This window comes from Acrocarpospora pleiomorpha, from assembly GCF_009687885.1.
GTDB lineage: Bacteria > Actinomycetota > Actinomycetes > Streptosporangiales > Streptosporangiaceae > Acrocarpospora > Acrocarpospora pleiomorpha.
Genome location: NZ_BLAF01000012.1, coordinates 104,819 through 118,985, shown reverse-complemented (window position 1 = coordinate 118,985; position 14,167 = coordinate 104,819). Strand labels below are relative to the sequence as shown.

Genomic DNA, 14,167 nt, shown 5'->3' with positions numbered 1-14,167 from the left:
TCTTCACCCTTCGAGCCACGAACGCAGGTAGACGCCGTCGTCGCTGGCGAGGGCCCCCTCGCCCAGGAGCAGCGGCTGGAACGTGTCCACCATCACGGCGAGCTCGTCCACCGCCTTCGCGCCGATGGACGCCGCGTACGCCCCCGGTTGCGGGCCATGCGAATGGCCGCCGGTGTGCAGGGTCACCGAACCGGGGGCGACGCCCGATCCCGAACGGGCCTCGTAGTTGCCGGCGACATAGAACATGACCTCGTCGCTGTCGACGTTGGCGTGGTAGTAGGGCGCCGTCACGGCGCCGGGGTGGTAGTCGACCAGGCGGGGCACGAAGTTGCACATCACGAAGTTGCGGCCCTCGAACACCTGATGCACCGGAGGGGGTTGCAGGACGCGGCCGGTGAGCGGTTCGAAGTCATGCACGCTGAAAGCGTACGGATAGAGGCACCCGTCCCAGCCGACCGCGTCGAGCGGATGGAACGGGATCGTGTGGATCGTTCCGCCGATGCCGCCGCGGATCCGGTGCTTGATGTACACATCGGTCTCGGCGCCCGGGTCCTCGCCCACATCCTCGGCCAGCAACGGTCCCGCGGGTCCGCGCAGATCGCGCTCGCAGTACGGCGACTGCTCCAGGTACTGGCCATGCTGGGACAGATACCGGCTCGGAGCCTGGATGTGCGAGTTCGCCTCGACGCAGTAGGCCCCCAGCGGACCGGAACCGATGTCGGGGACCCACCGGTGCGTGGTCCCCCGGGGCACGACCACGTAGTCGCCGCCGGTCACCTCGAGGGTGCCGAAGACCGACTCCAGGCGCGCGCCGCCCCGCTCGATGAAGACGCACTCGTCGCCCACCGCGTTGCGGTAGAAGGGCGAGCGCTCCGCGGCCACGACGTAGGTGATGCGGACATCGTCGTTGCCCAGGATGAGCCGCCGGTCCCGGATCAGGTCCTTGCCGGCGCCCCCCTCCGGGAAGAGCCCGTGCAGCGTGAAGTGCCGGGGAATCATCGGCTCGTTCTCGTGCAGACGCAGGTCGCCGGGCTGCCACGTCGAAGCCCGGACGATGGCGGGCGGCAGATTGCGGTGGTAGAGCAAGGACGACGTCGACGAGAACCCCTCCTCGCCGATCATCTCCTCGTAGGCCAGGGTCGACCCGTCCGGGCGATGGGCGGTGTGACGTTTACGCGAGATCGAGCCGACGGCCCGGTAGTACGTCATGACACGTTCCCCTCGGGAGTCCACGGCCGCGGGTTGTGGCGCGGCAGCAGGCGGTTACCCGCATCGATGACGAGGTCGAGACCGGTGATATCGGCCGCCTGCGCCGAGACGAGCCACAGGACGGCCGCGGTGACCGCGCTGGGATCGAGTTGCCGGCGGCCGGCGAGCAGCGTCATCGCATAACCTCCCTGGAGGAACTCCTCGCGTGAGGCGCCGGGGCGGACCCGATCGTAGACCGCCTGGAAGTTCACCATCGGCGTGTCGACCAGCCCGGGACTGACGGAGTTGACCCGCACCCCGAACTCGCCGAGCTCAGCGGCGAAGATCTTGGTGAGCTGCACGAGCGCCGCCTTGGAGGCCGCGTAGTGCGCGTAGTTCTGGGTCGGCGTGGTGGCCGACGTCGACCCGATGATGACGATGTTGCCCGCGCGTCGCTGGATCATGGAGGGCGCGACCGCCCTGGCCACCCGCCAGCTTCCGTTCACGTTGACGTCGAATGTCGACGTCCAGGCCTCCTCCTCCACCTCCCAGAATCGCCCCGTGCTCCAGATCCCGTGGTTGAGCACGAGCGTGTCGATATGGCCGAACTCGGCCAGCACGGTGCCGGCCGCCGCCTGGACCTGAGCCGGGTCGCGGACGTCGCAGGCGACCGCCAGGCCACGAACGCCCGTCCGGGCGACGAGGTCGGCGGTCTCCCGCAGGTCGTCCGAGGTGGCCAGCTCGTAGGGGAGGCCGTCGATCGGTTGGCCGATGTCGAGCACGGCCACGTCGGCGCCGCGCGCCGCGAAGCCGAGCGCGTGACTACGGCCCTGGCCGCGTGCCCCGCCGGTGATGAGGACGGTCTCTCGCGTCACGATGTGGTGCCACCTCCACTCATAAACCCAACGACAGTCGGAGATGTAAGTCCGATTATCGGTTGATCTACCTTCCCCGTTCGGGCAGCACGCTGTCAAGGCCCGTCCATTCCACGAGAGCATGGCTGGTGGCCGTGACCTTGACAGGATTCGATCCCGATGACACATTGCGAAATATTCGGAGATGTGTATCCGATAAGCGAACGGAGACAGGTCGTGAGCCGCACCCGCACGGACCTCCTGGCCGTGCCGATGGCGGACGCGCCTTCGGCCAACGAGATCTACTCGGGAGTCGCCCGCATCAGTGGCACCCTGTGGTGCACCCGGCACCGGGCCCGCCCGGACCGGCTGGCGGCGACGGCCGTCGTCGCCATGCATCCCTCCTCGAACTTCATGGGCCACTACGCCCTCGCGGCGATCGCGGACGCCGGTTATGACGCCGTCGGCATGACCACGCGCTACCTCGGCAACGACTCGGCGCTCCTGCTGGAGAACTGTGTGGTCGACGTGGGCAGCGTCATCCGGTACCTGCGGGCGGAGGGGTACGACCAGGTCGTCCTGTTCGGCAATTCCGGCGGCGGGGCGCTCGCGGCGCTCTACCAGAACCAGGCGGAACGGCCGAGCATCACGTCGTCCCCGTGCGGTGGCGGGCCCGATCTGACCAGAGCCGACCTCCCACCGGCCGATCTCCTCGTTCTCGCCATGGCCCATCCGGGCCGCTCGCAGTTGCTCACCGAGACGATGGACCCCTCGATCGCCGACGAGACGGCGCCATTCGAACGCGACCCCGGGCTGGACATGTACGACGCCGCGAACGGCCCTCCCTACGACGCCGGCTGGCTCCGGGCGTACCGGACCGCCCAGCGGGCCCGCAACGACGCCATCACGGCCTGGGCGGAGGAGACGCTCATCCAGTTGACCGGCCGAGGAATCGCCGACCTGCCGTTCGTCGTGCACGGCGTGGGCGCGGACCCGCGCTACGTCGATCTGTCCCTCGACCCGAACGACCGGGAACCGGGAACGCTGTGGGGTGAGCCCTGGAACGCCAACTTCCAGCCCGCGACCCTCGGCCATTTCACGACCGTCAGAGCCTGGCTGTCGCAGTGGTCGCGCACCCGGAGCAACGGCCACGCCCCCGATCTGCTGCCCGGGGTGACCGCGCCGGTCCACGTCATCTACGGCACGGCCGACCAGAGCTGCTTTCCCTCGCACGCCCGCGAGCTCTACGACAGCATCTCGCACGATGACCGCGCCCTTACCGCCATCGGCGGGGGTCGCCACTACCTGCACGGGCAGCCCGAGCAGCTCGCAACCATGATCGATTCATTGTCCACGTGGATAGACGCCCACCCGGACCATGTCCGGGGTTGATCTGAAGGGACAGCTCATGCCACCCACCGTCGCCCCCAGCCGGGCCGCGAACTACAGCGCGGAAGCGCTCGCCGCGAGGGCCGAGATCACCGACCGGATCCACCTCTACGCCCACTGTGTCGATCGGCGGCGCTGGGAGATGCTGGACCAGGTCTTCCACGACGACGCCACCTGGTGGGTCTCGTCGATCGGCTCAGAGAAGGGGTGGAGAGAGGCGATGGAGAGCAGTCGCACGCTGTTCGCGGCGGCCCTCGACGTCACCCACCACCAGGTGGGAAATATCCTGATCAGCCTGGACGGGGAGGCGGCGGTGAGCGAGGCGCTCTGCACGGCCTACCACCGGGTCCGGGCCGATGCCCCACTCGGCGGCATGTTCGGTGGCACCGGCTGCGCCTACGACCTGGTCGCCGGGGGCCGCTATCTCGACCGCTGGGAACGGCGCCACGGCGAGTGGAAGCTGGCCCGCCGACGGGTCCACTCCGAGTGGCGCCATCAGCAGCCGGCGGCGGACGGCATCCTGTCCACGTATCCGCCCGGAGCGCGCGGCGCGTACGACGACACCGACCAGTCGACTCCCGTCATCCTCCGGTACCGCGCCGCTCAGACCTCGACCCCGGAGTGACCATGCCGAGTCCCCGCATCACGGCCAGTCTCACCTACTGGAGCACCCGCACTCCGAACGCCGTGGCGATCGAGTGCGACGGGACGACGCTGACCTGGCGCGAACTGGCCGGCAGCGTCGAGTCCCTCGCCGGACACCTGGCGGCCGACGGCCTGCGGGCGGGCGACCGGATCGGTTACCTGTGCCAGAACGGGGTGGGGGTGATCCAGGCCATCCTGGCCGCGGTGGCCCTCGACGCCATCGTGGTCCCGCTCAACATCCGCCTCACCATCCCCGAGCTGAGCTGGATCGTGGACGACGCCGGGCTCGACGCCCTGCTGGTGGATCAGGCGTACAGCCGCCAGGCCCTCGAGCTGCGCGAGGGCCGCGCGCTGCGGCTGTACTGGCAGGGACCCGGCTGCCCGCCGTGGGCCCGCCCGCTGGATACCGGGTCGGCCGGAGCGTCGGCGGGCCGTCTGAAGCGGGCCGTCGGAGATCCGGATGTCCCGGCGTTCATCTCCTACACCTCGGGCACGACCGGCCGTCCCAAGGGTGCGGTCCTGACCCACGGCAACGTCCTGGCCGCGGCGATCTCGTTCTCGATCACGGAGTCCATGACCAGGCACGACAGCTGCCTGCTGGTGCTGCCGCTGGCCTTCACCGGCAGCCTCATGGCGACCTGGGCGCCGACGTACTACACCGGCGCGAGATTCGTCATGCACGCCCGGTTCGACGCGGCCCGCACCCTGGCCGAGCTGGAGAGCGGGAACATCACGGTCTTCCCGGCGGTGCCGGTGGTGTTCGACCAGCTGGCCGCCCTGCCCCAGTTTGACACCGCCGACCTGAGCACGCTGCGGGTCGCGAAGGCCGGTGGCGCTCCGCCCTCGGCCGCGACGCTCGCCCGCTATGTCCGGCGCGGAACGCCGATCGGCCAGGGGTACGGGATGACCGAGAGCACCGGCGTGGGCGCCTCGCTGCCGCAGGAGGACTTCGAGCGCAAGGCCGGTTCCACCGGAGTCACGAACTACGGAATCGAGCTCGCCATCATGGACGCGGAGGGGACGCCGCTGCCGGCGGACGAGGTCGGTGAGATCTGCCTGCGCGGGGCCGCCGTCATGTGGGGGTACTGGCGCAACCCCGAGGCCACGGCCGAGACCCTGCGCGATGGCTGGCTTCGCACGGGTGACCTCGGCCGGCTCGACGACGAGGGCTACCTCACCATCATGGGCCGGGAGAAGGACATGGTCCTGTCCGGCGGCCTGAACGTCTATCCCGGCGAGATCGAACGGATCATCATGCTCGATCCGCGGGTGTCCGAGGCCGCCGTGGTCGCGGTGCCCGACGATCGGTGGGGCGAGGTGCCGGCGGCCGTCGTGGTGAGCGACTCGGCCGACCTGACGGCCGCGATGGTGCTCGACGTCTGCCGGCTCGAACTGGCCGACTACAAGGTGCCCAAGTACGTGTACGTACGTCCCGAGCCGCTGCCCCGGACGATGTCCGGCAAGGTGGCCAAGGCGGAGGTCCGGGCCGAACTCTCCTCGCACGTGGGAGGTCGGGCGTGACCCGGTACGAGACCAGGGAGGTCCATCTGGCGCGCCGTCCCGACGGGATGCCCGTCAAGGATGACTTCCGTATGGTCACTACCTCACTCGAAGCTCCGGGTCCGGGCCAGATTCTCGTGCGTAACATCCTGATGTCCGTCGATCCGTACATGAGGGTGCGGATGGCCAAGCTGCCCTCGTACCCGCACTGGGAGCTGGACCAGGTCATGGATGGCAGCGCGATCGGCGTCGTGGAGCGGTCCGAGCACCCGGAGCTGCCGGTGGGCGCCGTGGTGAGCCACCGGCTCGGCTGGCGGGAGCACGCGGTGCTCGACGCCCGCCGCGCCGGCCCGGTGCGGCATGTCACCGGAATCCCGCTGGCCGCCCATCTTGGTGTGCTCGGCATGGCTGGATTCACGGCGTACATCGGGCTCACCCGGATCGGAGCCTTCGCGCCGGGGGAGTCCCTGTACGTCTCGGGCGCGGCTGGCGCGGTCGGCAACGTCGTCGGGCAGATCGCCCGGATCCTGGGTGCCGGTCGCGTCGTCGGCAGCGCTGGGACGCCGGCCAAGGTGGCGTACCTGGTGGACGAGCTTGGCTTCGACGGCGCCTTCGACTACCACGTCGAGTCCTTGAGCGATTGTGTGGCCGCGAACGTCCCGGACGGGATCGACGTCTACTTCGACAACGTCGGCGGCGTCCATCTCCAGGCCGCGCTCGACTCGATGAACCCGCACGGGCGCGTCGTGGTCTGCGGTGCCATTGGTGAGTACAACGCCCTTCGAGAGCAGCCGGGTCCGAGCAATCTCATCTACGTGCTCACCAAGCGGCTGCGCATGGAGGGTTTCACGATTCGCGAGCACATGTCCGCGTACCCGGCCTTCGTCGCGCAGGCGACCACCTGGCTTCTGGACGGGCAGCTGAGGAGCACTGACACGGTCGTCTGGGGTCTCGGTTCGGCCGTTGACGCGTTTCGGGACCTGCTGGTCGGCCGCAATATCGGAAAAATGCTTGTTCGTCTCTCCGAAGACCCGGCGCCTCCACCCGTCTGACGCCCCCGTTCGACAGAATCCGTTATTCGGATACCATCATCCCGGAAATGCCGGTCGGCCCGGACAATCGTCACTCGACCTGCCGGATGGTGGGCGTCTGAGCGGAGGTGGGAGTGCCTGAGATCTCCAAGACCGTCGACCAGGCCCTGAACCTGGTGGAGACGCTGTCGACCAACGGACCCATGTCCATCAACGACCTGAGCCGCCACCATCACCTCTCGCGGACGGTCGTCTACCGGCTGCTCACCACGCTCGAGGTCCACGGTTTCGTCCGGCGCGCGCAGCTCATCTACAGCCTGGGGCCACGCCTGTTCGCGCTGGCCCGGCAGATGGAGGAGGAGCTGCGCAACGTGGCCCGCGTTCCCATGAGCGGGCTGGCCGAGGCCATCAACGAAACCATCGTGCTCGTCGTCCGCGACGGGTCGGACGCGCTGTCGGCGGACGTCATGCCCGGGCGCCGGCATCTGCTGCAGGTCAACTTCCCGCCCGGATACCGGTATCCGCTGACCAGAACCGCGTCAGGGCGGGCGATCCTCGCCTTTCTGCCCGACGACGAGCGCGAGCTGGTCATCAAGAGCTCGACGACCAGCCCGGAGGATCGGGCTCTGCTCCTGGAACAGCTGGCCCAGGTGCGGCATCAGGGGTTCGCGCTCAGCAGCAACGAGTACCACAACGGCCTGGCCGGACTGGCTGTCCCGATCTACGCCGACGGAGGCGTCGTCGCCAGCCTGGCGATCGTCACCCCGCTGGTCCGCTCGGAGGCGATCACGTCGGGAACCGCGGCGCTGCTGGCGGCGGCCAATCAGATCAGTGAGCGGATGACCAACTTCACTGGCACCGCCGAAGAGTAGACGCGCCACCGAACTCCGATAGTCGGATATGGGTATCCGAGCTGGCGCACCACGTGGCACCCACCGAGGCGGCGGCAAAAAATGACGTTTTAACCCTGTTTGGGTTAATTGCGTCGTTGTTCGCGGCATCATGGACTGCATGCGATAGGGCTTGATCATCTAGCTCGGCCGTCATCGGAGGGGAAGATATGAAGGTTGCGCGTACCCGACGACGGCAGGTCCTCATACCCCTGGCCCTATCGATGATCGCCACGGTAGGGACGGCCCCCGCTCAGGCGGCCACCAGGAGCAGTCCCTTTCCCTGCCATGCGCCGGGCGCCGAGAAGCCCATAATCATCCTGGTTCACGGCGCCTGGGCCGGCACGTCGAGCTGGAACGGCGAGGTGAACGCTCTGCAAGAAGCGGGGTACGTCGCCCGGGCCGTACCGAATCCGCTCCGGAACCTGACCACCGATGCCGCGGCCGTGGCAGAGTATCTGAAGACCGTCTCCGGCCCGATCGTGCTCGTCGGGCACTCCTACGGAGGATCGGTCATCACGAACGCCGCCGCGGGCAATCCCAATGTCAAGGCTCTCGTGTACGTCGACGCGACCGCGCCTGACATCGGAGAGACGACCGGTCAACTCAGCGGCGCCGGATCCGTGCTCAACGAGAATCCCGCTTCCCTGTACTACGACGTGTCCTATCCGGGAGCGCCCGCGGGAGCGAAAGACCTCTACCTCCGGCAGGAGATCTTCGTCCGTTCGTTCGCCTCCGACCAGCCCCAGGACATCGCGATGCGGCTGTGGGCCTCCCAGCGTCCCGTCTCGACCAGTGCGTTCACGACGCCGTCGAAAGCGGCGGCGTGGAAGACGATCCCGTCCTGGTTCTTCATCAGCGACAGCGATCAGATCATCACTCCGGCCTCGAAGCTGGCCATGGCTCACCGGGCACACGCGAAGATCACTGAATTCCCGGGTGGGTCCCATTTGACGTTGATATCGCATCCGGATGAGGTGACGGCAACGATCGCGTCCGCGGTCTGCTCTGTACGCTAGGCAGCCGATGGCCGCGTGTTGATACTCCCTGAGAACGCCGATCACGCTGGAATACTCGGCCGCATGAAGATAACGCTCGTGCGGGGGGATATCACACAGCAGGCCACGGACGTTGTCGTCAACGCCGCGAACTCCTCACTTTTGGGTGGAGGTGGCGTTGACGGAGCCATCCATCGGCATGGCGGACCCGAGATTCTGGCGGAGTGCCGCCAGTTGCGGGCGTCGCGGTATGGCAAGGGGCTGCCGACAGGGCAGGCAGTCGCGACCACCGCTGGGAAGCTGCCCGCGCGGTGGGTGATTCACACGGTCGGTCCGGTTCATTCGGTTAAGGAGGACAGGTCAGGGCTGCTGGCCTCCTGTTATCGGGAATCGTTGCGAGTGGCCGATGAACTCGGTGCGCGGAGTGTCGCCTTTCCCGCGATCTCTACGGGGGTCTATCGGTGGCCCATGGAGGATGCGGCCCGAATCGTTCTCGGCACGGTGCGGTCAGCGGATACGCGGATCGACGATGTCACGTTCGTGTTGTTCGACGTGGAGGCGTACCAGACGTTCGAACGGGTCCTTCGGGGCCTGGGACCCACGGATGAGGAAATCGAGGCGGTGCTCGCCGCGCGGCCGTCCGAACATTGGGAAAAGCTGTTCGCGCTGGCCGACGCGCTCACGGATGCCGATCTGGAGGTTACCTGGGAAGGCGGACCGGAACCGGGCGAAGAGGGCGTCTCAGAGATGCCGCACGCGATTTACAGCGACGCTTTGGACGCCGTCCTCAGCGTTCTGGTCGGACTGCAGGTCATTGTGCCGTTCGACTGGTCGGCATGGCACCGTGCCACGCCCCTGTTTCCCGACGGGAATGGCCTGGACCAGGCTCCCGTCGCCGATGCGGCGCGACTGGCGACCACCTTTATCCGGGCTGAGCGATTCTCTGAAGGGACGATACAGGAAGCGATTCAGAGCGGCGCCCTCCACGCCATCCTGCGCCGGCTGCGCCATTGGTACCAAAACGAACGCCAATAACGCTCGGGATCCATCTGGCAGGTCGACGCTCAACGCCCCGAGCGCAGATCGGCTGCGGCGCGGCCTGCCGATCAGGTCGCGCCGCTCGGTCAAGGGGTCAGCTGCGCAGGTAGGAGGCGCCGTTGAGGTCGATGATGGTGCCGCTCGCCCATTCGGCCGCCGGTGAGGCCAGATACAGCACGGCGGCGGCGATCTCCTCGGGCATCGCCACCCGCCCGAACGGGCTCTGAGCACGGATCGCGTCGCCCCGCGGCGCCTTGAGGTCCTCGTTCGTCATGTCGGTCTCGACGAACCCGGGCGCCACGGTTCCCACGGTGATGCCGCGCGGAGCCAGGGCGATGGCGAGGGACTGGCCCAGCGCGTTCATGCCCGCCTTGCTCGCGCCGTACGCGGGACCGTCCGGCTCCCCGCGGAAGGCGCCGCGCGATGAGACGTTGATGATCCTGCCGCCGCGGGGCATGTGCCGTACGGCGCACCACGTCGCGTTGGCCGCGCCGAGCAGGTTGACGCCCAGCGTCTGGTGCCACGCGGCCTGCCACTCCTCGTAGGAGACCTCCATGATCGGGTGGGGGAGGAAGACGCCGGCGTTGTTGACCAGCACGTCGATCCCGCCGAGGGCCTCAGCCGCCGAGTCGATCATCCGGCGTACCGCATCGGGATCGTCGAGGTCGGCCCGCACGACGGCATGGCCCTCTCCCGGCAGTTCGGCGCGGAGCCGTTCAGCCAGCTCCGGCGAATTCCGATGGTGGATCGCGACCCGGTCGCCCTCGGCCGCGAACGCCGTCGCGATCGCCCGTCCGATCCCTCGCGATGCCCCAGTTACCACTACCGCTCGTCCGCTCACCGGCCGGACAATAACAGGTCGACGTGCTCCGGCCGGATGGGGCCCCCTTTACCGCCGACCGGCCGACCCCTGAGACTGGGGAGGCATGAGCCTCGACATCGCGCGGATCCGCGCCCTTTATCCTGCCCTTTCTGATGGATATGCCTGGTTGGACGCGGCTGCGGGCACTCAGGTGCCCCGACCGGTGATCGATGCCATCGCCGCCGCCTACGCCGAGGGCATCGGCAACGCCCACGGCGCCTTCCCGGCCAGCGCACGGTCCGACGAGATCGTCTCGCGGGCTCGTCAGGCCGTCGCGGATCTGGTCGGCGGCGACGCGGGCGGTGTCGTGTTCGGCCCCAACATGACCACCTTGACCTACCGGTTCGCGTACGCGCTGGCGAAGGACTGGGGTCCGGACGACGAGATCGTGGTGTCCCAGCTCGACCACGACGCGAACGTACGGCCATGGGTGCAGGCCGCCACCCGGGCCGGAGCCCGGATCAGATGGGCGGCGGTGGACGTGCCGAGCGGGGAACTGCCCGCCGAGCAGTACGACGAGCTCGTGACCGACCGCACCAGACTGGTCGCCGTCACCGCGGCCAGCAACATCCTGGGCACCATGCCCGACGTCCGGCGGATCACCGCGCGGGCCCATGCCGTGGGAGCGCTGGCCTACGTCGACGGCGTGCACGCGACGCCGCACACCCCGATCGACATGGTCGCGCTCGGCGCGGACTTCTACGCGACCAGCTCCTACAAGTGGTCGGGTCCGCATATCGGAGCCGTCATCGCCCGGCCCGACCGGCTCGAGCGGCTGTCGCCCGACAAGCTCGCCTCATCGCCGGACGAGGTGCCGGACCGGTTCGAAACGGGCACCCTGCCCTTCGCCGACCTGGCCGGGGTGACCGCCGCGGTCGACCATCTCGCCGGGCTGGACCCGGCCGCGACCGGCACCCGGCGGGAACGGCTGCTCGTCTCGATGGCGGCGGTCGAAGCCCACGAGCAGGCCGAGCTCGTTCACCTGCTCAAGGGGCTGTCGTCCCTGCCCGGCGTCGGCCTGGTCGGCTCGCCCCTTCGCCGTACGGCCACCGCGTTCTTCGGCGTCGCCGGGCACGAGCCCCGCCAGGTGGCCGAGCACCTGGCGGCCCGCAAGGTCAACGTGTGGGACGGGCACTGCTACGCCTGGGAACTGACGGGGGCTCTCGGCATCCGCGACACCGGCTCCGCAGTACGGGCCGGGCTGGTGCACTACAACGACAGATCGGACGTCGACCGCCTGCTCAACGCCTTGGAAGACCTGTGATCGGAGTACGGCCCGCGCCGGTGGCCAGGGTCAGTGGGCCGCCTCGTAGGCTTCGATGATGGTGGCCGCGATCCGGCCCCGCTCGTTCACCGGATAGTCGTTGGCCTTGGCCCATTGTCTGATCTCGTGGGACTTCTCCCGGCTCAGCTTGGTCTGGCTGACCCCGGCCCGGCGGCCGCGGCCGGGCCGGGCCTCGCGGACCAGTCGCCCGTTGGTGATGAAGGGCGCCAGGAATTTCTCCAGCTTGTCCTTGTTCGCCTCGCTCAGATCGATTTCAAAGGTGTCCTTGCCCCAGCCGAACTGGTAGGTAGTGGCACCCCCAGTGCCGTCCAGGTCGTCGGTGACCTGCTCAACGATGTGCTTGGCCATGGTCCGCTCCTTCAATACCGCCGCGATATTTGCCATACCTTAACGGCTGAACCGGGCCGGTCGAAAATCCGAGGGAATATTCCTTGAGATTGAGTGTACGCGCTGGTCAGAGGGTGTGTTCTCCTCGCCAGGAGGCTTGGATCATGGCCCGTTCCGCGGTAGCGAGGTAGGTCGCGGCGGCCACCCACGCCCACGCGTATCGGTCGGGGCCATGATCCGTCAACCGTCCGAACACGTCACGGCTCCGGCGGTCGGCCTCGGCCGTGAGCCCGGTGACCAGGTCGGCGGCGGTCTGGAACCCGGCGTTGCGCAGCGGGGCGTGGGAGTCGCCGTTGCGCGCCGATTCGGCGACCGCCCGTCTGCCGCCGGAGACGGCCAGCTCGATCAGCCTGCGTACCCGCCAGAGTGGCGCGCCGGCCACCGGGTCCACCTCGTCGCTCGCCGGGGGTGACATGGGCGCGTCCTGGGGCGGGAGGTGGGCTCCCTGGAGACGGTCGTACCCGAGGTCGGCGTGGCCCTTCCATTCGGAGGGCAGGCGCAGCGTCGCCTCGGCGCCGGGGACCGGGCCGACCGCCAGCGGGAGCAGCGTGGCAGCCCGGTCGGGCGCCACCCGGCCCACCACGCGCACGAGCAGACCTGGACGGGACGCGAGGCGCCGAAGGTTGTCGACATGGGCCAGCTCGGGGTGATGACTGGCCGGGACGAGCCGGATCAACGGGCCGTGGACGTCGCCTGGGAAATCGCAGCTCCCGGGAAGTGCTCCTGCGGGTGCCGCGTCTGGGGTACCGGAGTGATCGGCCTTCTCGGAGGAGCTGGACTGGTCGTCTGGCCTCTTGTGGCGAGGTTCGGACGGTAGCAGTTCGCGAGCCAGTACGTGGTCGCCTGCCGCCCCGACGATGATCAGGTCGCAGCCGACCGGTTCGCGGGCCTTTTCCTCCGTGTCCGACTCGCTCCAGGCGTGACCGGAGAGCCGGGTGCCTGCCGCCTCCGCCAACGGGCGGGCGAACAGGGCCGCCATCGGGCCCTCCGTCCACGGCATACCGGCGACGGGAGTGGCGCGTACGTCCTTGCCCGCTCCGAGGCGGCCGTCCGGGGAGACGGTGGCACCGGCGATCAGTAGTCCGGTGCGGGCGAGCTCGGCGTGGTTCAGCATGGCGGGGCCGATGGCGACGGGCGCGGTGGCGGCCCCACGGGCGCGGGCCGATCCGCCCGGTTTGACGTCGGCCACCGAATACCAGCGGCCGTCCTCCGTGACCATGTGCGTCACCACGCCACCGTAGCCGGTGGAGCTGATCACCGGCTCTCTGAACACCCCGTGCACCTTCAGGCTCCCGCCTGGCCGGTAGTCGCGTCGTACGGTGCCGACCAGCGCCGGGTCGGGATCGCCTCCGGCCAGCCTGCCCGTGATGAGCAGCAGTTCGCGCAGGTCGGACACCAGGTCGGCGAGGCGGTGCCCGGCGTGATGGGCGCGGGCGGTCCGCAACCCCCGCACCACTCGCAGCGCGGCGGCCTCAGCCCCGGGCAACCCCGCCACGCGGGCGGTGTGCGCGGCCCTCAGCAGCTCGGACTGGGGTACCGCGCCGGCGGCGGGCACTCCGGCGGACAGCACGGCCGCGGCGGCGGCCCACAGCCCGGACGCGGCGGCCACCCGCGCCGCCGGGGGCTCGATCGCTGCCGTGGGCACCTCGGCGGCGGTCGTGTGAGTCGGCGTGCCACCGACGAGGGGCGCCGTCGCGGCCGTCCCGTCGGGAGCAGGCCCTGCGTGAGAGGAGCCGTCTGACCCCTCTTCCCCGCTGGCGGTCGGGTGGGGGAGGCCGTCCGCGATCGGGCATGCGCTCAGAATGGCCGCGCGGTGCAGGCAACGAGGGTCCAGGAGGCAGCTGCACCGCGCCTGGTCGCCGGTGATCACGCCAGACGGCCCTGGTGAGAGCGTGACGATCGCGTCCTCACCGCAGGTGATCCGGATACCCTCGCCGCCGGCCTCGACGGGCAGGGCGGCGTATTGCTCGATCGCGGCGTCCAGCTTCTTGCGGAGCCGCGACGTGAGGCCCTCGACGGCTGCGGCGACCACATCGGGGGCCACCGGCGGCAGTGAGATACCCGCCATGGGGGCAACAGCTTCAGGGGTGGTTGATGTGG

General features: G+C 69.1%; 13 protein-coding genes and 1 pseudogene. 9 read left to right on the top strand and 5 right to left on the bottom strand.

Features of this window, described 5'->3' with window-relative positions; translation table 11 throughout:
- Positions 1-3 precede the first annotated feature (3 nt).
- Together Aple_RS12040 and Aple_RS12035 are read right to left on the bottom strand one after the other, a co-directional pair.
- Positions 4-1,209 carry a homogentisate 1,2-dioxygenase gene (locus tag Aple_RS12040; protein ID WP_155344624.1) on the bottom strand — a complete coding sequence of 402 codons (1,206 nt, stop codon included), beginning with the start codon at positions 1,207-1,209 and terminating at the stop codon, positions 4-6.
- Positions 1,206-2,063, bottom strand: a complete 858-nt coding sequence (locus Aple_RS12035) for an SDR family oxidoreductase (RefSeq protein WP_170321419.1) — start codon at positions 2,061-2,063, stop codon at positions 1,206-1,208. Before Aple_RS12035 ends, Aple_RS12040 begins: the two co-directional genes overlap by 4 nt.
- A 216-nt stretch (positions 2,064-2,279) precedes the next feature.
- Between Aple_RS12035 and Aple_RS12030 the strand changes: the two genes are divergently transcribed.
- The 8 genes and pseudogenes from Aple_RS12030 (at position 2,280) to Aple_RS54375 (ending at position 9,530) form a co-directional block, all read left to right on the top strand.
- On the top strand, positions 2,280-3,434 hold the full coding sequence (locus Aple_RS12030) for an alpha/beta fold hydrolase (protein WP_218038266.1): 1,155 nt from the start codon (positions 2,280-2,282) through the stop codon (positions 3,432-3,434).
- Positions 3,435-3,450: 16 nt separating this feature from the next.
- Entirely contained in the window at positions 3,451-4,056 is a 606-nt protein-coding gene (locus Aple_RS12025; protein WP_170321418.1) for a nuclear transport factor 2 family protein, read from the top strand.
- Positions 4,057-4,058: 2 nt separating this feature from the next.
- Positions 4,059-5,597, top strand: coding sequence for a class I adenylate-forming enzyme family protein (locus tag Aple_RS12020; RefSeq protein ID WP_155344621.1), 1,539 nt, complete (start codon positions 4,059-4,061; stop codon positions 5,595-5,597).
- A complete protein-coding gene (locus Aple_RS12015) occupies positions 5,594-6,628 on the top strand; it encodes an NADP-dependent oxidoreductase (protein WP_155344620.1) in 1,035 nt (344 codons plus the stop codon). The genes Aple_RS12020 and Aple_RS12015 overlap by 4 nt, the downstream gene beginning before the upstream one ends.
- A gap of 113 nt (positions 6,629-6,741) precedes the next feature.
- Complete coding sequence (locus Aple_RS12010) at positions 6,742-7,479, top strand: IclR family transcriptional regulator (RefSeq protein WP_170321417.1); 738 nt, start codon at positions 6,742-6,744, stop codon at positions 7,477-7,479.
- A gap of 188 nt (positions 7,480-7,667) precedes the next feature.
- Positions 7,668-8,516, top strand: coding sequence for an alpha/beta fold hydrolase (locus tag Aple_RS12005; protein WP_218038265.1), 849 nt, complete (start codon positions 7,668-7,670; stop codon positions 8,514-8,516).
- Positions 8,517-8,579: 63 nt separating this feature from the next.
- Positions 8,580-9,080: pseudogene (locus Aple_RS54380) on the top strand (O-acetyl-ADP-ribose deacetylase); the annotation flags it as partial.
- Between the two features lie 36 nt (positions 9,081-9,116).
- Positions 9,117-9,530 (top strand): DUF6508 domain-containing protein, encoded by a 414-nt coding sequence (locus tag Aple_RS54375; RefSeq protein ID WP_246264408.1) that lies wholly within the window; start codon positions 9,117-9,119, stop codon positions 9,528-9,530.
- 97 nt (positions 9,531-9,627) lie between these two features.
- Here Aple_RS54375 and Aple_RS11995 read toward each other — a convergent pair whose 3' ends face one another.
- A complete protein-coding gene (locus tag Aple_RS11995) occupies positions 9,628-10,374 on the bottom strand; it encodes an SDR family NAD(P)-dependent oxidoreductase (RefSeq protein WP_155344618.1) in 747 nt (248 codons plus the stop codon).
- Between the two features lie 85 nt (positions 10,375-10,459).
- Here Aple_RS11995 and Aple_RS11990 point away from each other — a divergent pair, with 85 nt between their 5' ends.
- Positions 10,460-11,659 (top strand): cysteine desulfurase-like protein, encoded by a 1,200-nt coding sequence (locus tag Aple_RS11990; protein WP_155344617.1) that lies wholly within the window; start codon positions 10,460-10,462, stop codon positions 11,657-11,659.
- 30 nt (positions 11,660-11,689) lie between these two features.
- On the opposite strand, the gene Aple_RS11985 is transcribed toward Aple_RS11990, so the two are convergent.
- Together Aple_RS11985 and Aple_RS11980 are read right to left on the bottom strand one after the other, a co-directional pair.
- Positions 11,690-12,028 carry a histone-like nucleoid-structuring protein Lsr2 gene (locus Aple_RS11985; RefSeq protein ID WP_155344616.1) on the bottom strand — a complete coding sequence of 113 codons (339 nt, stop codon included), beginning with the start codon at positions 12,026-12,028 and terminating at the stop codon, positions 11,690-11,692.
- 106 nt (positions 12,029-12,134) lie between these two features.
- Positions 12,135-14,135, bottom strand: coding sequence for a hypothetical protein (locus tag Aple_RS11980; protein ID WP_155344615.1), 2,001 nt, complete (start codon positions 14,133-14,135; stop codon positions 12,135-12,137).
- Positions 14,136-14,167: the final 32 nt, after the last annotated feature.